This is a genomic window from Brevundimonas sp. (genome assembly GCF_036963785.1).
Classification (GTDB): Bacteria; Pseudomonadota; Alphaproteobacteria; order Caulobacterales; family Caulobacteraceae; genus Brevundimonas.
The window spans coordinates 438,946-455,459 of the sequence record NZ_JBALUS010000003.1 but is presented as its reverse complement, the minus strand read 5'-3'; the positions used below and the strand labels follow the sequence as shown (position 1 = coordinate 455,459).

The following is a 16,514-nucleotide window of genomic DNA, read 5'->3' as shown; positions in this document are numbered from 1 at the left end:
GGGTCAGCGGTTGCAGGCCTGGGCCAAGGGGAAGTTCAGGACGAAGTCCTGTTCCTCATAGCCGACCGGCATGCGGTAGCGAGGAGGGATGCGGATGGCGCGAAGAATGCTGTCGGACGCCGCCCGTCCCGTCGCGTCACTGCGAGGATTCAGGACGCGCGGCGAGCCAATGAGGCGCCCGTCTTCCGACATGCGGACCTGAACGCGCAGCGTCACTTCTTCAATCCCGGGCAGATGGCACGGCGGGTTCCAGTTGGGCGTCACCTGGGTGCCAATTGAGTTCAGATCCGCCCGTCCCATGGCGCGGGGAGCCTGTCCCGTCCCGCTGTCGCCCGTCGAGGGACGGCCCGATGTCGTGCCTCGTTGCGGCCGCTCGGACAGTTCTCCGAGGTTCAGTCCCGGCTCCTCGCGCGGCTGCGTGGGCCTTTGCGGCGGCGGTTGACGGGGGGGCGTGCGGGGTTGCTCCGGCTGGGACCTGGGCGTTGTCTTGGGCACCGGTTCCGGCCGCTGCAGGGGCGGCGTCGGTGTCGGCTCGGCCTCGGGCAGCACTTCGGCCGGCAGTTCCGGCGAGCTCGATCCGTCCTCGGTGATCAGCTCATCGGCGGGATTATCGGGCGCGGCCGCCAGCACAGTGGTTTCGGATACGATCGAGACCGGCACCGAGCCCATCATCTCGCGCGGCGCATCCGCCTCCTTCGGCCAGGCGATCAGGGCCAGGCCGATCACCCCTGCATGCAGCAGGAGCGATCCGAGAAAGGAAGGAGCGCCGTTCGCCATGGCTCAGAGGTCGCCCTCGACGGGCTCGGCGCTGGCTGTGTTCCCGGCCGTATCGGTGATCAGGTTCAGCTTGACGAAGCCATTGGTCGACAGGCGCGCCATTACCCGGGCGACGGCCTGATAGGGCACTTGGGCATCAGCCCGCAGGAACAGGGGACGGTCGCGGGCATCGGCCCCACCGTCATCCAGCACCGCGCCGATCAGGCTGTCGAACGCCACCTCGCGCTCACCCACGAAGATCGTTCCGGCGGAGTTGATGGAGACCGTCACCGGCTCCTGCGTCGACTCGACGGCACTGGCCTCGGTTTCGGGCAGGTCGACCGGAACCGCCACGGTCAGCAGCGGCGCCGAGATCATGAAGATGATCAGCAGCACCAGCATCACATCGACCAGCGGTGTGACGTTGATCTCGCTCAGCGGGCGTTTGCGAGGGCGTCTGCGACCCCGCACATGGCCGCCTCCGCCGGGTCCTCCCATGGCCATGGTTCAGAGCTCCCGCGGCGTGGAGGACGAGGGCGGCGTAGCCGGACCGGTGCCCAGCCGCCGGGCGATGGCGGCCTGCAGGTCGTCGGCAAAGCTCTCCAGTCGACCGGCGAACTTGCCCGCCTCGATCGAAAAGGCGTTGTAGGCGATATAGGCGGGAATGGCCGCCGCCAGACCGATGGCCGTGGCGAACAGGGCTTCGGCAATGGCCGGCGCCACCGTCGTCAGATTGGTGTTGCCGGCCGAGGCGATGGCGTCAAAGGCGTTCATGATCCCCCAGACCGTGCCGAACAGGCCGATGAAGGGGCTGGAAGTCGCCACCACCGACAGCACGCCCAGGCCCGTCTCGATCCGCTGGCTCTCGCGCGCGATCAGGCTGTCCAGCGCGCGGTCGATCCGCGAGATCAACAGGTGGCTCTGGGCCTCGCTCATCGTCTGGCGGGCGCGGGCCTCGCGCCAGTCGGTGACCGCAGCCACCAGCATACGCGGCAGGATGGGATCGGGGTTGGGCCCGGCCTGATGCGCGATCTCCTCAAGCGACCGCCCGGACGAAATGGCCTTCTCAAACTGGTCCGCCTGACGCTTCAGCGCGGCAAAGCGGAACAGCTTGTCGATGATGATCGCCCACGACCAGATCGAGGCCACGGCCAGGCCGATCATCACGGCCTTGACCACCCAGTCGGCGGCCATGAACAATTCCACGGGGTTCAGCAGGGAGGCTTCGGCGGGCACGGTCATGGATCGATCCTGGGAACAGCGTCACGCCCTTTGCAGCGTCAAGGCGTGACCATTTGATGGCGGATTAGCGGGCCGGGCGCCCGGCGTCATCCCCCTGCAACCGGCAAGGGCGAAAGCCAGGGCTGGACGGCGGCAATCAGGGCGGGCGTCGGGCGCGTGGGGCGGCCATCCGGACGGATACAGACGGCCTCGACCTCCGCCCGGCACAGCACCTCTCCGGCCCGCTCGATCCGCTGGGCGATCTGCATGCGCGGCCCCCGCATCGTGTCATAGGTGGTGATGACCTGAAGGGCGTCGTCGATCCGGGCGGGCCGCACGAACTCCAGCGACATCTTCGACACGGCAAAGGCCAGCGGCCGCGCCCCGTCCAGCAGGTCCGCATGGCCGATGCCCGCCGCCCTCAGAAAGTCCGACCGCCCTCGCTCGAAGAACCGCACATAGGCGCCGTGATAGACCAGACCGGTGAAGTCCGTGTCCTCGTAATAGATGCGCACCGGCAGGATGTGCTCGCGTCCGTCAAAACGGCCTGCGGTGGGATGGTCGCTCATCCTGCGCCTCCCGCACGAGGGACAGTCGCGAAATAGCCGGGGCATTCCGACTCGATCTGGTCGCGGAACTCACCCGGCAGCGGGTCGGCACTGGTCAGCAACCGGTTGGGCCGGGCCACAAACCGCACCGCGCTGGCGCGGTCGCCGGGTGTGCCGGCATAGCCGCACACCACACCGGGGGTGCGCCCGTCAGTCATGTCGAACAACTCAAGCGACGCGTCATAGTCCGCCAGTTGTCCCCGGACCCGCTCGACCACCGGCTCTCGCGCAAGGCCCCCCGTGTCGACCACGCGCCACAGAACCACCGCCGCCAGCAGCAGCACCGCACCGCCGAGCACCGCAAGAACCCTGTTCACACTGATGCGCCGTGCCATGCCGCCTCCTTGCGACCAGCATGAAGGCGTTCGTCCCCGGGGTGAAGGGCGTCGGCCTATTTCCCGCCGAACAGCCCACCCTGCTCCGGCGCCCTGGGCGGTTCCGCCAGACCTAGGTGGGCATAGGCCCGGGCACAGGCCATGCGTCCGCGCGGGGTGCGCTGGATGAAGCCCTGCTGCAGCAGATAGGGCTCGATCACATCCTCGACCGCATCGCGGGCCTCGGCGATGGCGGCCGCCAGGGTGTCCATGCCGACCGGCCCGCCGCCATAGTTCTCGATCAGGGCCTTCAGGAACCGCCGGTCCAGACTGTCCAGACCCGCCTCGTCGACTTCCAGCCGCGCCAGCGCCCGCGCCGCCACCAGCCGGTCGATGGATTTGGCTCCCTCGGCATCGGCAAAGTCGCGCACCCGGCGCAGCAGCCGTCCGGCTACACGCGGTGTGCCCCGCGACCGGGTGGCGATCTCGCGCGCGCCATCCTCGGCCACGGCCGCGCCCATCTTGCGCGCCGCCCCCAGGATCACCTTGACCAGCTCCTCGGGGCTGTAGAACTCGAGCCTGAGCGGAATGCCGAACCGGTCGCGCAGCGGCGTGGCCAGCAGGCCCGCCCGCGTCGTCGCCCCCACCAGGGTGAAGGGCGCCAGATCGATCCGCACCGAGCGCGCCGACGGCCCCTCGCCGATGATCAGGTCCAGCACATGGTCCTCCATGGCCGGGTACAGGATCTCCTCGACCGTGGGCGCCAGCCGGTGGATCTCGTCGATGAACAGGACGTCGCGCGGTTCCAGATTGGTCAATATGGCCGCCAGATCCCCCGCCTTGGCCAGGATCGGCCCCGAGGTCGCCCGGAAGCCCACGCCCAGTTCGCGCGCCACGATCTGCGCCAGCGTCGTCTTGCCCAGGCCCGGCGGTCCGAACAGCAGCACATGGTCCAGCGACTCGCCCCGCCCCCGGGCGGCGTCGATGAAGACCTTCAGATTGCCCTTGGCCTGCGGCTGGCCGACGAATTCGTCCAGCGTCTGCGGTCGCAGCGCGCGGTCGTAGACCTCACCCGGCGCGGCATCGCCCGACAGGATGCGCTCGTCGGTCATCGGCCCAGCTCCTGCAGCGCCGCGCGGATGACGGCGGACAGGTCCGCTCCCTCACCCAGTCGGATCAGGGCCTGATCCACGGCCCGGCGGGCATTGACCTCGACCACGCCCAGACCCAGCAGGGCCGCCACGGCCTCACCGGTCAGGGAGGGCACTGCCGGCGTCGCTGGAACGGGTCCGGCGCCAGCGCCGACTGTCAGGCCCCCGGCGCCCAGCGGCTTGCCCTTCAGCTCGGTGACGATCCGCAGGGCCAGTTTCGGCCCCACCCCATTGGCACGCGCCACAGCGGCCTTGTCCTCGCGGGCCACGGCGGCCGCCAGGTCGCCGGGCGGCAACACATCCAGCACCGACAGGGCTGCCTTGGGCCCTACGCCCTGGATTCCGGTCAGGGTGGTAAAGGCCCCTCGGTCATCCCGGCTCAGAAATCCGTACAGGCGCGGCCCGTTCTCGGCGGACCAGCTGCTCTCGATATGCAGGGTCACCTCGTCGCCCGGCGCCGGCATCCGGCCCAGCGTCCGCGATCCGCACGCCACGACATAGCCCACGCCCATACAGTCGATCAGGCAATGGTCGAGCTCGACCTCGGCCAGCACGCCACGCAGTCTGCCGATCATGCCGCCCCCGCCAGCAGGGCCCGCTTGCGCAGCTGGGCGTGGGTGATGGCGACCGCCAGGGCGTCGGCGGCATCGGCCGTCACATCGCCCGCCGCCGGCAAGAGCCGTTTGACCATGAAGGCGATCTGGCTCTTGTCGGCATGACCAGCGCCAACCACCGCCTTCTTTATCAGGTTCGGCGCATATTCGGCGACGCTCAGCCCGCACCGGGCAGGCGCCAGCATGACCGCCGCCCGCGCATGGCCCAGCTTCAGCGTCGAGGCCGGGTTCATATTGACGAACACCTCCTCGATGGCCGCCTCGTCACAGGCGTGGGCGGCGCAGATTTCGCCCACGGCCTCCAACAGATGCAGCAGGCGCTCGCTGAACGGGGCCCGCTCGGGCGGCGTGACCACCCCGTGCGCGATCCAGCGCAGGCGCGACCCCTCGGCCACCACGACGCCCCATCCGGTGCGCCGCAGGCCCGGGTCCAGCCCCAGAATGCGAGTCGGTTCGTTCGCCATCCGTTCTATGTGCCCGAAAGAGGGTTAGCGGGCAATGAACCGATGCATTGAGCGGTCAGGGCAGGGTGAAGGTCCTGTGGCTCTGGCGGGTCCATTCGGCGCCGGATCGAGCCATGACGTCTATCGTCATGGCGTCCGGGTCAGGTCCCCATACCGGCTGGGCGACAATCGCAATCCCCGGCCCCGTGAGGTCCACGGTTTCGGCCGTCACCACCCGGTCCAGCGGTCGAAAGGGCTGGGCGATCATGTTGAAGCCGTTGAAGCTGTCCGGCCACCCGCCGGCGGGCAGCGCCGCCGACAGTTCCGTCATGTCGGCAAACAGTCGAAGCTCCGGGTGGGGACCTCGCGTGACGGTGGCCGGAAGTTGCTGTGTGCGGGCAGCGTCAAAAGGCATCACGAGCCACAGATCCTCCGCCCAAGGGTGGAAGGCCTCTCCGGACAGGCCATCGACAACGCCGTCCATCGTCCCCACCGTGCGCCCCTCGGCATCCACGACGACGAGGCGCTGGGCGACCGGCACGTGGCGGCAGTCCGTCGCGCACCCGGCGACAGGTTTCAGGGCCGTCGACGCGAAATAGGCGAACGCGCCCCTGCCCAGTGCCTGCAAGCTGGTGATGCGCTGATCTTCGGACCGAAGAACGCGCACGCTCCTGTCGCCCGGCCGGTATCGAACGATGTCGTAGCGCTCCGCTGCCCGATACTCGGCCCCGGGGCGGCTTCGAACGGCGAGCAGCGTGTCGCCTTCAGCGGCGACCCACCGATAATCCCACTCCGGGTCATCGAGGATGGGGCGGAGGGAATTCCCCTCCCCCGCCTCGTAAAGGCTGCAACGGTCCTCCCGACACAGCGAAACGTAAAGCGTTTGCAGGTCCGGTGTGGCTGACACCCCGCGCACCTGCAGAGGTCCGATCATGGCCGCGACGGCGCCTCGAGCCTCAGGGGGAAACGCCCGGTCCACGCTTGCCGTACAGCCCGCCAGAAAGAGGGCGAAGATGAATGCAGCCGGTCTGTTCACCGGAGGCCCTCCCAAAGGATGGCGCCACCTTCCCCCTCGCCGGACATGGTCCGCAAGAGGTTATTCTCGTTCCCGCTGAAGGAGCGCTCAGTCGTCCCGGGGCGCCAGATCGTAGCCGGTCACCCCCGGCACCGACTGGATGCGTCCCGCCAGCGCCGCGAGATCGCGCGAACGGACCGTCAGACGCCAGCTCTGGCGGCACAGCTGTCCATTCTCGATCAGCTCCAGCCGGACCCGCTTCAGTCCGGCATCCCCGGCCGTGAGGGCCGCCTCGACCGCCTGCGCCGTGTCCGCAGCCGTACCGGGCCAGCGGACCTCCACATCCACCACGGTGCGCTCGGGCACCCTGCGGCTGATCAGCTTCAGCGCGGCCAGCACCGCCAGCGTCGCAAGCGCACCGGCCCAGCCCAGCCAGAACAGGCCCGCCCCGAACAGGATACCCAGCGCCGACACCGTCCAGAGCGAGGCCGCCGTCGTCAGTCCATGGATGGAAAATCCGGCCCGGAAGATGACCCCGGCGCAGAGGAAGCCGATGCCGGTCAGCACGCCGTGGGCCATGCGCGTCGGGTCGGCAATCACCTGCTGGTCGGGCAGCACCGAGAACATCCAGGCCCCCTGCGATGTCGACGCCAGCATCAGCAGGGTCGAGGAGAGGCAGACCAGAATGTGGGTGCGAAAGCCGGCGGCCCGCCCGCGCCATTCCCGCTCAAGACCGATCAGGGCGCCCGCGACAAGGGCGCTGAGGAGCGGCAGGCCATAGGTGAACAGCAAGGTCGTCATCGGGCGAGGCCGGCCCTAGCTGTGCTGGTCGATATAGTCGTCGACGTCCTTGTTGACCGGCTTGACCCCGGTGATGTGCCGGGCCTGGAAGGCGGCATATTTCACGCCCAGATCGTGGCGGTCCTTCAGCGACACATTCCGGCGGAAGTCGGTCAGGCCCTGACGTTCCTCCTCGCCCATATGCTTCGAGTTGACGACATTGGCCTCGCCCACGGCATCGATCCATTCGCGGCTGCCGACCTTGTGCTGCTCGACGGCCTTGACCGCATCGCGCAGCTTGTTGTGGTCCTCGATGGCGTCCTCGGTCTCGCCCTCGACCGTGCCGTCGTCGGCGTCGTTGGCGCCCTCGCCCTTCTTCAGCAGGTCGGGATAGAAGTGGCGCTCCTCGGCCTCGGCATGGGCGTCCAGAAATGCGGCCAGCCGCGTCCAGACTGCCGACAGCGCATCAGTATTGTTCGGGTCGATCTGTTCGATCAGGCCGAACAGGCGGCGTTGTTCGGCGTGGTCATCCAGAATCAGCTGGCAGATATCCATGGGGCCCTCGGGTCAAAGCGTTGCGGTTCGCCCTGACCAACCCTTGAGGTCGCCCGGATGTTCCGGTCAGCCCGCGTACTTCGCCGCGTCCTCGTCCGAGATGTCCTCGTTGGAATAGACGCTCGAGACGTCATCCTCGGCGTCCAGCGCGTCCAGCAGCTTCATCAGCGTGCCGACTGCGTCGCCGGTGACCGGCACCTCGGACTGCGGCTTCCAGACGATGGCGGTCGACTTGGGATCACCCAGGATTTTCGACAGGGCCTCGGCCACTTCGTTCAAGTCCTCAAAGGCGGTCCAGATGGTGTGGCCGGGCGCGTCCTCATAGATGTCGGGCTTTTCCAGATCGCTCTCGACGTCCTGGGCGCCGGCCTCGATGGCGGCTTCCATGATGGCGTCCTCGCTGCCTGCCTCGGCCGGATAGGTGATCTTGCCGACCCGGTCCCACATGAAGGCGACCGAGTTCATTTCGCCCAGCGCTCCGCCGTTCTTCTTGAAGGCCGTGCCGATGTTCGAGGCCGCGCGGTTGCGGTTATCCGTCAGGGCCTCGACGATGATGCCGACACCGCCGGGGCCGCGGCCCTCGTAACGGACCTCCTCCATCGTATCGACGTCGCCCGAGGCCGCCTTGTTGATGGCGCGCTGGATCACGTCCTTGGGCAGGCTCTCGGCCTTGGCGTTGTTGACCGCCAGGCGCAGGCGCGGGTTCATGGCCGGATCCGGCAGGCCCGACTTGGCCGCCACGGTGATGTCGCGCGACAGCTTGGAGAACAGCTTGGACCGCTGCGCATCGGCGCGGCCTTTGCGGTGCATGATGTTCTTGAATTTGGAATGGCCGGCCATGGTCGTCGTCTCGGCAGTCTCAAGGGAAAATGTGAGGCGCGCCGCATAGCCCGGCGCGACCGGCTTGTCACCCGTCAGAGCGTGATGGGCTAGCCACGCAGGCTTTCCAGGAACCCGCGCATCTTGTCATCCACCGGGACCGGACGCTTGGTTTCGCGGTCGACATAGACGTGGACGAAATGGCCGACGGCCGCCGCCTCGTCTTCCTTGTTGCGGAACAGGCCGATTTCATAGCGCACCGAACTGGTCCCGACATGGGCCACGCGCACCCCCGCCTGGATCTCGTCCGGGAAGGCCGTCGGCGAAAAATAGCGACAGCCCGTCTCGGCCACCAGACCGATGACCTCCCCCTCGTGGATGTCCAGCAGGCCATTGACCACCAGCAGCCGGTTCACCGCCGTGTCGAACCACGAATAATAGACGACATTGTTCACATGGCCGTAGACGTCATTGTCCATCCACCGCGTGGAGATGGCCTGGAACCGCTTGTAGTCCTCGCGCCGAGTCCGTTCGATCGTACCTGTCACGCATAGCCTCCCGTTTCTTGTTGGGAGAACGCTCGGGCTTGACGGACGCCGCGTCAAGGCGTCTCGCATGCGGACATGAAAACCCGCGCCGCCATTCTCCGCAGCATGGGGGCCTCCCGCCCCTATGCCGACAGCCGCCCGCTCTCGATCGAGACCGTGACGCTCGACCCGCCCGGCCCCGGCGAGGTTCAGGTCCGCATCCGCGCTGCGGGCCTCTGCCACTCCGATCTCAGCGTCATCAACGGCGACCGGCCCCGGCCCCTGCCCATGGCCCTGGGCCATGAGGCGGCGGGCGAGGTCGAGGTGCTGGGCGAAGGCGTCCAGGATCTGGCGGTCGGCGACCATGTGGTCATGGTCTTCATGCCTTCGTGCGGCCATTGCTCTCCCTGCGCCGAAGGCCGCCCCGCCCTGTGCGAGCCGGGCGCCGCCGCCAATGGCCGGGGCGAACTGCTGACCGGCGGGCAAAGGCTGCATGCCGGCGACGAGATCCTGCACCACCATCTGGGCTGTTCCGCCTTTGCCGAGCGGGCCGTGGTCTCACGACGGTCACTGATCCGTATCGACCCGGCCCTGCCGTTCGATCAGGCGGCGCTGTTCGGCTGTGCCGTGCTGACCGGCGTCGGGGCGGTGGTGAATACCGCAGGTGTCCGGCCCGGCCAGTCGGTCGCGGTCGTCGGCCTGGGCGGCGTGGGTCTGGCCTCGGTGCTCGGCGCCCTGGCGTGCGGCGCCTCGCCGGTCGTCGCCGTCGATCTCAGTGAGGACAAGCTCGCCCTGGCCCGGACCCTCGGCCCGGTCCACACCGTCAATGCCGGCGATCCGGATGCCATTGAGCAGGTGCGCGCCCTGACCGGTGGCGGGGCCGAGGTCGTGGTCGAGATGGCCGGCTCTGCCCGCGCGCTCGAGGCCGCGTGGAAGATGACGCGGCGCGGCGGCACCACGGTCACCGCAGGTCTCCCCCCGCCCGACGCGGTCCTGCCGGTCAATATCGTGGGGCTGGTCGCCGAGGAACGGACACTGAAGGGCAGCTACATCGGCACCTGCGTGCCCTCTCGCGACGTGCCCCGCTATGTGGCGCTGTTCCGCGAGGGTCGCCTGCCGGTCGACCGTCTGATGAGCGGCAGCCTGCCGCTGGACCGGATCAACGAAGGCTTCGACCGGCTGGTCGAAGGCTCTGTCGCCCGACTGGTCGTGACCCTATGACCGCCTGGGCTCAGCGGGCGTCCAGCTTGCCGAACACGCTGTCCAGGTGCGAGCCCATCTTCTTCAGGGCGCCGCCCATGGCCGATTCCAGCGTGTTGCCGTGATCGGTGACGGTGACGGGCGCCAGTCCGGTAGGGCGCGCCTCGATGACGCAGCGCTTGTCCTGGGCCGAGTCACGGGACCCATTCTCGTCCCCGAGATGCATTTCGATACGCGACAGCCGGGATTCATAGCGCGACAGACGATCACGCACCTGGCTCTCGGCGTGGCTGATCAAGGCCGCGCTGCCGTCAATATCGTTGGTCGTATTGATCTGAATTTGCATATCTCTTCCTGAATTGTGGAGGGGTGGCCGGCGAAGGCGATCATCGCACCTTGTGCGAGCGCTCCAGCACCGGTCGGTGGCCTTCCGCATTCAGTGCGCCGGACGGGGCGACCTCACGCTCCTTGGTGGGCTGCATGCCCTTGTCTGCGGTCTGGCCGGGATCGGGGTGTTCAGGCGGGGTCGCCTCGGATTTGAGTTTCATGGCCTTTTCGGCCTCGGCCTTCTGGGCGGCATCGGTCATGGGGACCTCCTGGGTGAGCGGGACGGCGCCATGCCACCCCTGTCAGGAGTACAACCCCCCAAAGACGCGGGCGTTCACCAGACCGTCTGCAACTTCAGCAGGGCCTTGACCGCCTCGCGGGTCGGCAGCGAGGGCTGGGCGCCCGCGCCCGTGGCCGCAAGCCCCCCCGCAGCACAGGCAAAACGCAGGGCGTCATCCACAGGCTGACCTTCCAGCAAGGCCACGGTAATGGCGCCGACAAAGGCGTCCCCCGCCCCGGTTGCGTCCACCGCCTCGACGCTCGGCGCGGCGACCTCGGCCACCAGGGCGCCGAGCCGATAAAGGCTGGCTCCCGCTGCGCCCCGGGTGATCACCACCTGTCCGCCCCCGGAATGCAGAACGTCGCCGTAGAAGGCGGCCTCGGTCTCATTGACCACTATCAGGTCGCAGCGCCGCAACAGGGCCTCGGACACCGGCGCGGCGGGCGCCAGATTGGCGCAGACGAAGCCCGTCGCGCGACCGACGGCGGCCTCGACGGTGTCGACCGGCAGTTCCAGTTGCACGATCAGCGGGTCCTCGATCCGCGCCGGAAGATGCTCAGGGCGGACCTGGCCATTGGCACCCGAGGCCACCACGATCTGGTTTTCGCCCGACGGGTCGACGGCGATCAGGGCGACCCCCGTCGGCGTGCCTTCGGCGCTCCCGACGCCCTTCAGGTCCACGCCGGCCTCTTCCAGCAGGACCAGCGCCTCGTCCGAGAGCGGGCCTTCGCCAACCGCGCCGATCAGGGCGACCTCTGCCCCCAGCCGCCGTGCGGCCAGCGCCTGGTTGGCGCCCTTGCCCCCCGGATGCCGCGCCAGCACAGCCCCCGTCACCGTCTCGCCCGCACGCGGCAGCGACGGCGCCGTCGCCACCATGTCGACGTTGATCGACCCGACCACCGTGATTCTCATCGCACCGCCTCCGTAAGCAGGGCGAACACTCCGTCCGCATCCACCGTGGCCGCCCAGCGATGGCGCAGCGGTCCGGCGACGCCCTCGCGAAATTCGACCGCAGTGTGCCCTCGTGTCAGGTCGCTGCCGGTCTCGACCGCAATATGGCAGGGCCGCAAGCTGAACAGCTCCGGCCGGATCGACCAGGCGACCGGACACAGGTCGTGGACCGGCGGGGCCTCCCAGCCGACGATCTCGCGCTCGATCCGCTGCGAGAACCGCATCATGGAGGCGGCTGCCCGCGCCGGCTCCGTGCCCAGCGCCTCAAGCGCCACGATCCGCGCCTCGGTCGCCCGCACCTGATGGGTTGCATCCAGCCCGAACAGGATGACGTCACAGGCGCTGGCCAGCACCTCGGCCGCTGCCTCCGGATCGGCCCAGATGTTGAACTCGGCCGAGGCGGTGATGTTGCCGCCCTCGGCGCGCGCCCCCCCCATGACCGCCACCGGCCCCAGGCGCTCCGCCAGCCGTGGCTCCGCCCGAAGCGCCAGCGCCAGATTGGTCAGCGGGCCGAGGACCGCCAGCGACACGGTCTTCGCCGGCCGTGCCATGACGATCTCAACGATCGCCTCGACCGCCCCGCCCGGCGCACAGCCGGCCTCCGGCTCGAAGGGAGGCATGTCGCCCAGCCCCTCGGCCCCGTGAAACTCGCCCGCGCCCATGGGCTCACGCCGCAGGGGACGCTCGGCCCCCCTGAACACCGGAACGTCTTCCCGCCCGGCAATCTGGCGCAGGATGCGGGCGTTCCGCGCGGTCTTGTCGACCGACACATTGCCGCCGACCGTGGTGATGGCCAGCACCGCCAGCGCGGGTGTTCCAAAGGCGGTCAACAGGGCCACGGCATCGTCGACGCCGGGGTCGCAATCAATAATCAGGGGAGTCGAGCTCATCCGCCTACCCCTGCCGCGCATCGGCATCCGTGGCAATGTCCGCGAGGCATATCCGGACACAGGCCTGCGCCAGAACCTCGGCCGAGTCGACCAGCGGCACGGCGACATCGCCGGCCCCGATCAGCAAGGGCACCTCCGTGCAGCCGCCGATCACCACCTCCGCCCCCGCCTCGACAAGATGGGCGGCCAGACCCCGCATCAGACCCTGCGGGCCCGCGCCGACGTCACCCGCCTTGACCTGAAACACCGCCTCCAGAAACGTCCGCCGCCCGGCGGTGTCCAGCCGCACGGTCTCAACCCCGAGCGCCGCCAGCGCCGTCCCATAGAGAGCATCCCCGCCCGGCGTGGCCAGCACGCCGATCCGTGTCGCCCCGCCGCGCGCTGCCTCGGCTGCGGTCTCGGCGACCATATCGATGAAGGGCAGGCCGCTGGCCCGGATGGCATCGGCGTGCCCGTGGGCGGTGTTGCAGGGCATGGCCAGCAGGTCAGCCCCCGCATCGCGAAGCCGCGCGGCCATTTCGCCCAGGACCCGTTTTGCGCCCGGCTCGTCGCGGTGACGATTGGGCACCTGCGGGTTCATGTCCATCAGCACACGGATGTGATCCTCGTCACAGGTGGCGGGCGTCAGGGCCTGCAGTCGCGCCAGAAAGGCGACCGTCGCCGCCGGCCCCATCCCGCCCAGAACCCCCAACACCTTCATCCGTTGCTCCCGCTCGCCGCTTGCCAAATCGCTCCGACCTCGCCCTTATGCCCCGGCGACGAGGGAGATGACCATGCCGATCGAAGAGGCCGCCAGCACTGCGCTGATCACCGATGACGCCGTCGTGCTCGGCCTGCTGGCCGTCATCCTCGGTGCGGTCTTCTGGGCCTCCAGCCGCCAGAATGTCTGGGTCCAGCGCTTCTTCACCGTCATCCCGGCCCTGCTGCTCTGCTATTTCCTGCCGTCGCTGCTGACGACCTTTGGCGTCGTCGATCCCGAAGAGTCGCGCCTCTACTACATCGCCTCGCGCTACCTTCTGCCGGCGGCGCTGGTGCTGCTGACGGTCTCGGCCGACCTGCCCGCCGTGTTCGGTCTGGGGCCCAAGGCGCTGATCATGTTCCTGACGGGCACAGTGGGCGTGATGATCGGCGGACCGGTCGCCCTGCTGCTGACCAGCTGGGTCGCACCCGAGCTGATGGGCGCCGGACCCGAGGCCATCTGGCGCGGCATGGCCACCGTCGCGGGCAGCTGGATCGGCGGCTCCGCCAACCAGACGGCCCTCTATGAGATCTACGGCGCGGGTCCCGACACCTTCTCCATCTGGATCGCGGTCGATGTGATCGTCGCCAACATCTGGATGGCCGTGGTACTGTGGATGGCCGCCAATCAGGTCCGGATGGACCGGCTGTTCCGGGCCGACACCACCGCCGTCGATCGCGTCCGCAACAAGGCCGAGGCCTATGAGGCCGAGCACGCCCGCATCCCCCTGCTCAAGGATCTGATCTTCATCCTGGCGGTCGGCTTTGGCGCCGTCGGCCTGTCGCACGCCATCGCCGATCCGCTGTCTACCTGGTTCGGCGAGACCTGGCCGCTGGCACAGCGACTGTCGCTGGATTCCAGCTTCTTCTGGCTGGTGCTGACCGCCACCGTGATCGGCGTGCTGCTGTCCTTTACCCCGGCGCGCAAGCTGCAGGGGCCGGGCGCGGCCAAGGTCGGCTCCGTGTTCGTCTATGTGCTGGTGGCCACCGTCGGGCTGAACATGAACATCGGCGCCATCCTCGACAGCCCGGTCTATTTCCTGATCGGCGGCGTCTGGATGCTGATCCATGTGGCCCTGATGTTCACCATGGCGTTCCTGATCCGCTCGCCCAGCTTCTTCCTGGGCGTCGGCTCCATGGCCAATATCGGCGGCGCCGCCTCGGCCCCGGTCGCGGCCGCCGCCTTCCACCCGTCACTGGCCCCGGTCGGGGTGCTGCTGGCTGTGGTCGGCTACATCATCGGCACCGCCGCCGCCTGGTTCACCGGCCTTGTCATGATGCAGGTCGCCGCAGGCGTGGGCTGATCGCCATGACCGGCCACCGCATCTATCGAACCAGCTTCGCCAGCGTGTACCCCCACTATGTCGCGAAGGCGAAGAAGAAGGGGCGCACCAAGGCTGAGGTCGACCGGATCATCGGCTGGCTGACCGGCTACGATCAGGCGGGAATCGAGGCGCAGATCGCGGCGAAGACCGACTTCGAGACCTTCTTCGCCGATGCCCCCGCCATGAACCCGGCGCGCCAGACGATCACCGGTGTCATCTGCGGTATCCGCGTTGAAGAGGTCGCCCAGCCCCTGATGCGCGAGATCCGCTATCTCGACAAACTCATCGATGAGCTGGCCCGCGGCAAGGCGATGGAAAAGATCCTGCGAGGGTCGGCGTAGCCGCGCCTAGAGTCCTGCGCCCACGCTCTCGTATCCGGCCAGGCCCTGGGCGCCGCCGGTATGCAGGAAGACGACGGTGTCGCCGGCCTCGAAGAAGCCCTTGCGGCACAGGTCGATCAGCCCCTTCATCGCCTTGCCCGAATAGACCGGGTCCAGCAGCAGGCCTTCGGTCCGCGCCGCCAGTTTCAGGGCATCGATGACCCCCTGATCGACCAGGCCATAGCCCTCGCCGACATAGTCGCAGTTGGCGTGGATGCATTCGCGGTAGACGATGCCGTCGCGGTCGAACTGGCGGGCCGTGTCGCAGGCCAGTTTGAAGACCATCTCTTCCTGGCGCTCCTTTGGCGCGCGCACGCCGATCCCGAACAGGCGAACCTCCCAGTGCAGGTTCATCAGCGCCAGACCCGCCGCCAGACCGGCCTGGGTGCCAGCACTGCCGGTGGCGGTGACGATGGCATCGACCTTCAGGTCCAGCTCATCGGCCTGAACCACGATCTCGCGGGCGCAATCGACATAGCCGAGCGCGCCGATGGGATTGGAGCCGCCGCCCGGGATGACATAGGGGCGCCCGCCCGCCGCCTTGACCCGCTCGGCCTCGATCTCGAGTTCGGCCGGCATGGGCGCGCCGCCCGGCACGAAGCGCACGTCGGCGCCCAGCAACCGGTCCAGCAACACATTGCCGTTGGCCATATAGTCGTGGGCCTTCGAGCCGGTCCGCTCCTCAAGAATGATGCGGCATCCCATGCCGTGGGCTGCGGCTGCGGCCGCCGTCTGGCGCACATGGTTTGACTGCACCGCACCCTGGGTCACCAGGGTTTCGGCGCCCTGGGCCATGGCATCGCCCAGCAGGAACTCCAGCTTGCGGGTCTTGTTGCCGCCGCCGGCCAGCCCCGTGCAGTCGTCGCGCTTGATCCACAGCTCGATGCCCAGTTCCTCGGACAGGCGCGGCAGGGGCTCGAGCGGGGTCGGCAGGTGCGCCAGCCGCACACGGGGAAAGCGGGCCAGATGCATAGGGGATCACTCCGAAGGAAACAGGATTCAGGCGCGGCCGCCGGTGCCGGACAAGCGGGCGGCGTCGACCCCGATACCGGCGAGGGCGCGGGTCCATTTGGTCTCGTGGTCGTCGTCGAACACCATCTCGGTATCGGCCTCGGCCGTCAGCCAGATGTTCTCGGTCAGCTCGGCCTCGAGCTGTCCTTCGTCCCAGCCCGCGTAACCCAGCATCAGGCGCGAGTGGCGCGGCCCGGTCACCGGGTCGGACATGGCGATCAGCACGTCGCGCGTACCCGTCAGCGCCAGACCGTCGCCGAAAGCCAGACTGGTCCCGTCGGAGATCCAGTCATCCGTATGCAGGACAAAGCCGCGTTCCCGCTCAACCGGCCCGCCGGACAGCACCGGCGCTTCATAGCCTTCGGTCGGGGGCGGCAGGTCCAGCTTTTCCAGGACGGTCGACAGGTCGACGCCGACCAGCGGCTGGTCGATCCGCACGCCCATCGCATGGTCGGGGCCGTGGGCGCAGACAAGGATCACCGCCTGTCGAAAGCGGTCGTCATCAATGCCGGGCATGGCGATCAGCAGGCGACCGGCGAGGGAGGAAAAGCCGTCCATTTACCGATCATCGGGCCTGCCCCCGCCCGGCGCAAGGGCACAGTTTCGCGC

23 protein-coding genes are annotated in these 16,514 nt (G+C 68.6%); 3 read left to right on the top strand and 20 right to left on the bottom strand.

Going from position 1 to position 16,514, the window contains the following annotated elements:
* Nucleotides 1-3: 3 nt before the first annotated feature.
* From V7672_RS08965 to V7672_RS08905, 13 genes are all read right to left on the bottom strand, one after another.
* On the bottom strand, nt 4-777 hold the full coding sequence (locus V7672_RS08965) for a hypothetical protein (protein ID WP_335624249.1): 774 nt from the start codon (nt 775-777) through the stop codon (nt 4-6).
* A 3-nt stretch (nt 778-780) separates the two neighbouring features.
* Complete coding sequence (locus V7672_RS08960) at nt 781-1,260, bottom strand: ExbD/TolR family protein (protein ID WP_335624248.1); 480 nt, start codon at nt 1,258-1,260, stop codon at nt 781-783.
* A gap of 3 nt (nt 1,261-1,263) precedes the next feature.
* On the bottom strand, nt 1,264-1,998 hold the full coding sequence (gene tolQ, locus V7672_RS08955; RefSeq protein ID WP_335624247.1) for a protein TolQ: 735 nt from the start codon (nt 1,996-1,998) through the stop codon (nt 1,264-1,266).
* A gap of 86 nt (nt 1,999-2,084) precedes the next feature.
* Nucleotides 2,085-2,546 (bottom strand): YbgC/FadM family acyl-CoA thioesterase, encoded by a 462-nt coding sequence (locus V7672_RS08950; protein ID WP_335624246.1) that lies wholly within the window; start codon nt 2,544-2,546, stop codon nt 2,085-2,087.
* Nucleotides 2,543-2,920, bottom strand: a complete 378-nt coding sequence (locus V7672_RS08945) for a hypothetical protein (protein WP_335624245.1) — start codon at nt 2,918-2,920, stop codon at nt 2,543-2,545. Before V7672_RS08945 ends, V7672_RS08950 begins: the two co-directional genes overlap by 4 nt.
* A 56-nt stretch (nt 2,921-2,976) precedes the next feature.
* A complete protein-coding gene (gene ruvB, locus V7672_RS08940) occupies nt 2,977-4,011 on the bottom strand; it encodes a Holliday junction branch migration DNA helicase RuvB (protein ID WP_335624244.1) in 1,035 nt (344 codons plus the stop codon).
* Nucleotides 4,008-4,625, bottom strand: a complete 618-nt coding sequence (gene ruvA, locus V7672_RS08935) for a Holliday junction branch migration protein RuvA (RefSeq protein WP_335624243.1) — start codon at nt 4,623-4,625, stop codon at nt 4,008-4,010. The genes ruvB and ruvA overlap by 4 nt, the downstream gene beginning before the upstream one ends.
* Entirely contained in the window at nt 4,622-5,128 is a 507-nt protein-coding gene (gene ruvC, locus V7672_RS08930) for a crossover junction endodeoxyribonuclease RuvC (RefSeq protein ID WP_335624242.1), read from the bottom strand. The genes ruvA and ruvC overlap by 4 nt, the downstream gene beginning before the upstream one ends.
* 55 nt (nt 5,129-5,183) lie before the next feature.
* Nucleotides 5,184-6,041, bottom strand: a complete 858-nt coding sequence (locus V7672_RS08925; RefSeq protein WP_335624241.1) for a hypothetical protein — start codon at nt 6,039-6,041, stop codon at nt 5,184-5,186.
* Between the two features lie 189 nt (nt 6,042-6,230).
* Nucleotides 6,231-6,923: an MgtC/SapB family protein gene (locus V7672_RS08920; protein WP_335624240.1), complete on the bottom strand. Its 693-nt coding sequence runs from the start codon at nt 6,921-6,923 to the stop codon at nt 6,231-6,233.
* A gap of 15 nt (nt 6,924-6,938) precedes the next feature.
* The gene (locus V7672_RS08915) at nt 6,939-7,457 is read right to left on the bottom strand and encodes a hemerythrin domain-containing protein (protein WP_335624239.1); all 519 of its coding nucleotides are present in this window, start codon (nt 7,455-7,457) and stop codon (nt 6,939-6,941) included.
* A gap of 66 nt (nt 7,458-7,523) precedes the next feature.
* Nucleotides 7,524-8,297 (bottom strand): YebC/PmpR family DNA-binding transcriptional regulator, encoded by a 774-nt coding sequence (locus V7672_RS08910; RefSeq protein ID WP_123288542.1) that lies wholly within the window; start codon nt 8,295-8,297, stop codon nt 7,524-7,526.
* Between the two features lie 89 nt (nt 8,298-8,386).
* Entirely contained in the window at nt 8,387-8,824 is a 438-nt protein-coding gene (locus V7672_RS08905) for an acyl-CoA thioesterase (protein ID WP_241153286.1), read from the bottom strand.
* A gap of 75 nt (nt 8,825-8,899) precedes the next feature.
* Here V7672_RS08905 and V7672_RS08900 point away from each other — a divergent pair, with 75 nt between their 5' ends.
* Complete coding sequence (locus V7672_RS08900; protein WP_335624238.1) at nt 8,900-10,024, top strand: zinc-dependent alcohol dehydrogenase family protein; 1,125 nt, start codon at nt 8,900-8,902, stop codon at nt 10,022-10,024.
* A 10-nt stretch (nt 10,025-10,034) separates the two neighbouring features.
* Here V7672_RS08900 and V7672_RS08895 read toward each other — a convergent pair whose 3' ends face one another.
* From V7672_RS08895 to V7672_RS08875, 5 genes are all read right to left on the bottom strand, one after another.
* On the bottom strand, nt 10,035-10,349 hold the full coding sequence (locus V7672_RS08895) for an HPF/RaiA family ribosome-associated protein (protein ID WP_335624237.1): 315 nt from the start codon (nt 10,347-10,349) through the stop codon (nt 10,035-10,037).
* Between the two features lie 40 nt (nt 10,350-10,389).
* Nucleotides 10,390-10,590 carry a hypothetical protein gene (locus V7672_RS08890; RefSeq protein ID WP_335624236.1) on the bottom strand — a complete coding sequence of 67 codons (201 nt, stop codon included), beginning with the start codon at nt 10,588-10,590 and terminating at the stop codon, nt 10,390-10,392.
* A gap of 74 nt (nt 10,591-10,664) precedes the next feature.
* Nucleotides 10,665-11,522 (bottom strand): ribokinase, encoded by an 858-nt coding sequence (locus tag V7672_RS08885; RefSeq protein WP_335624235.1) that lies wholly within the window; start codon nt 11,520-11,522, stop codon nt 10,665-10,667.
* Complete coding sequence (locus V7672_RS08880) at nt 11,519-12,451, bottom strand: nucleoside hydrolase (RefSeq protein ID WP_335624234.1); 933 nt, start codon at nt 12,449-12,451, stop codon at nt 11,519-11,521. The genes V7672_RS08885 and V7672_RS08880 overlap by 4 nt, the downstream gene beginning before the upstream one ends.
* Nucleotides 12,452-12,455: 4 nt before the next feature.
* A complete protein-coding gene (locus V7672_RS08875) occupies nt 12,456-13,151 on the bottom strand; it encodes an aspartate/glutamate racemase family protein (protein ID WP_335624233.1) in 696 nt (231 codons plus the stop codon).
* 73 nt (nt 13,152-13,224) lie between these two features.
* Here V7672_RS08875 and V7672_RS08870 point away from each other — a divergent pair, with 73 nt between their 5' ends.
* The gene (locus V7672_RS08870) at nt 13,225-14,493 is read left to right on the top strand and encodes a DUF819 family protein (protein ID WP_335624232.1); all 1,269 of its coding nucleotides are present in this window, start codon (nt 13,225-13,227) and stop codon (nt 14,491-14,493) included.
* Between the two features lie 5 nt (nt 14,494-14,498).
* Nucleotides 14,499-14,855, top strand: coding sequence for a DUF2200 domain-containing protein (locus V7672_RS08865; protein WP_335624231.1), 357 nt, complete (start codon nt 14,499-14,501; stop codon nt 14,853-14,855).
* A gap of 6 nt (nt 14,856-14,861) precedes the next feature.
* Here the strand turns inward: V7672_RS08865 and V7672_RS08860 are convergent, their stop codons facing one another.
* Both V7672_RS08860 and V7672_RS08855 read right to left on the bottom strand, forming a co-directional pair.
* Nucleotides 14,862-15,866 carry a D-cysteine desulfhydrase gene (locus V7672_RS08860; RefSeq protein ID WP_335624230.1) on the bottom strand — a complete coding sequence of 335 codons (1,005 nt, stop codon included), beginning with the start codon at nt 15,864-15,866 and terminating at the stop codon, nt 14,862-14,864.
* A 27-nt stretch (nt 15,867-15,893) separates the two neighbouring features.
* Complete coding sequence (locus V7672_RS08855) at nt 15,894-16,463, bottom strand: YqgE/AlgH family protein (RefSeq protein ID WP_335624229.1); 570 nt, start codon at nt 16,461-16,463, stop codon at nt 15,894-15,896.
* Nucleotides 16,464-16,514 lie beyond the last annotated feature (51 nt).

What these genes read in the sequence shown, in the direction of transcription:
- V7672_RS08960 (WP_335624248.1), bottom strand. Translation starts at nt 1,260, where the DNA reads ATGGCCATGGGAGGACCCGGCGGAGGCGGCCATGTGCGGGGTCGCAGA.
- V7672_RS08860 (WP_335624230.1), bottom strand. Translation starts at nt 15,866, where the DNA reads ATGCATCTGGCCCGCTTTCCCCGTGTGCGGCTGGCGCACCTGCCGACC.
- tolQ (WP_335624247.1), bottom strand. Translation starts at nt 1,998, where the DNA reads ATGACCGTGCCCGCCGAAGCCTCCCTGCTGAACCCCGTGGAATTGTTC.
- V7672_RS08900 (WP_335624238.1), top strand. Translation starts at nt 8,900, where the DNA reads ATGAAAACCCGCGCCGCCATTCTCCGCAGCATGGGGGCCTCCCGCCCC.
- V7672_RS08865 (WP_335624231.1), top strand. Translation starts at nt 14,499, where the DNA reads ATGACCGGCCACCGCATCTATCGAACCAGCTTCGCCAGCGTGTACCCC.
- V7672_RS08950 (WP_335624246.1), bottom strand. Translation starts at nt 2,546, where the DNA reads ATGAGCGACCATCCCACCGCAGGCCGTTTTGACGGACGCGAGCACATC.
- V7672_RS08880 (WP_335624234.1), bottom strand. Translation starts at nt 12,451, where the DNA reads ATGAGCTCGACTCCCCTGATTATTGATTGCGACCCCGGCGTCGACGAT.
- V7672_RS08895 (WP_335624237.1), bottom strand. Translation starts at nt 10,349, where the DNA reads ATGCAAATTCAGATCAATACGACCAACGATATTGACGGCAGCGCGGCC.
- V7672_RS08915 (WP_335624239.1), bottom strand. Translation starts at nt 7,457, where the DNA reads ATGGATATCTGCCAGCTGATTCTGGATGACCACGCCGAACAACGCCGC.
- V7672_RS08855 (WP_335624229.1), bottom strand. Translation starts at nt 16,463, where the DNA reads ATGGACGGCTTTTCCTCCCTCGCCGGTCGCCTGCTGATCGCCATGCCC.
- V7672_RS08965 (WP_335624249.1), bottom strand. Translation starts at nt 777, where the DNA reads ATGGCGAACGGCGCTCCTTCCTTTCTCGGATCGCTCCTGCTGCATGCA.
- V7672_RS08920 (WP_335624240.1), bottom strand. Translation starts at nt 6,923, where the DNA reads ATGACGACCTTGCTGTTCACCTATGGCCTGCCGCTCCTCAGCGCCCTT.
- V7672_RS08945 (WP_335624245.1), bottom strand. Translation starts at nt 2,920, where the DNA reads ATGGCACGGCGCATCAGTGTGAACAGGGTTCTTGCGGTGCTCGGCGGT.
- V7672_RS08925 (WP_335624241.1), bottom strand. Translation starts at nt 6,041, where the DNA reads ATGATCGGACCTCTGCAGGTGCGCGGGGTGTCAGCCACACCGGACCTG.
- ruvA (WP_335624243.1), bottom strand. Translation starts at nt 4,625, where the DNA reads ATGATCGGCAGACTGCGTGGCGTGCTGGCCGAGGTCGAGCTCGACCAT.
- V7672_RS08885 (WP_335624235.1), bottom strand. Translation starts at nt 11,522, where the DNA reads ATGAGAATCACGGTGGTCGGGTCGATCAACGTCGACATGGTGGCGACG.
- ruvC (WP_335624242.1), bottom strand. Translation starts at nt 5,128, where the DNA reads ATGGCGAACGAACCGACTCGCATTCTGGGGCTGGACCCGGGCCTGCGG.
- V7672_RS08910 (WP_123288542.1), bottom strand. Translation starts at nt 8,297, where the DNA reads ATGGCCGGCCATTCCAAATTCAAGAACATCATGCACCGCAAAGGCCGC.
- V7672_RS08890 (WP_335624236.1), bottom strand. Translation starts at nt 10,590, where the DNA reads ATGACCGATGCCGCCCAGAAGGCCGAGGCCGAAAAGGCCATGAAACTC.
- V7672_RS08870 (WP_335624232.1), top strand. Translation starts at nt 13,225, where the DNA reads ATGCCGATCGAAGAGGCCGCCAGCACTGCGCTGATCACCGATGACGCC.
- ruvB (WP_335624244.1), bottom strand. Translation starts at nt 4,011, where the DNA reads ATGACCGACGAGCGCATCCTGTCGGGCGATGCCGCGCCGGGTGAGGTC.
- V7672_RS08875 (WP_335624233.1), bottom strand. Translation starts at nt 13,151, where the DNA reads ATGAAGGTGTTGGGGGTTCTGGGCGGGATGGGGCCGGCGGCGACGGTC.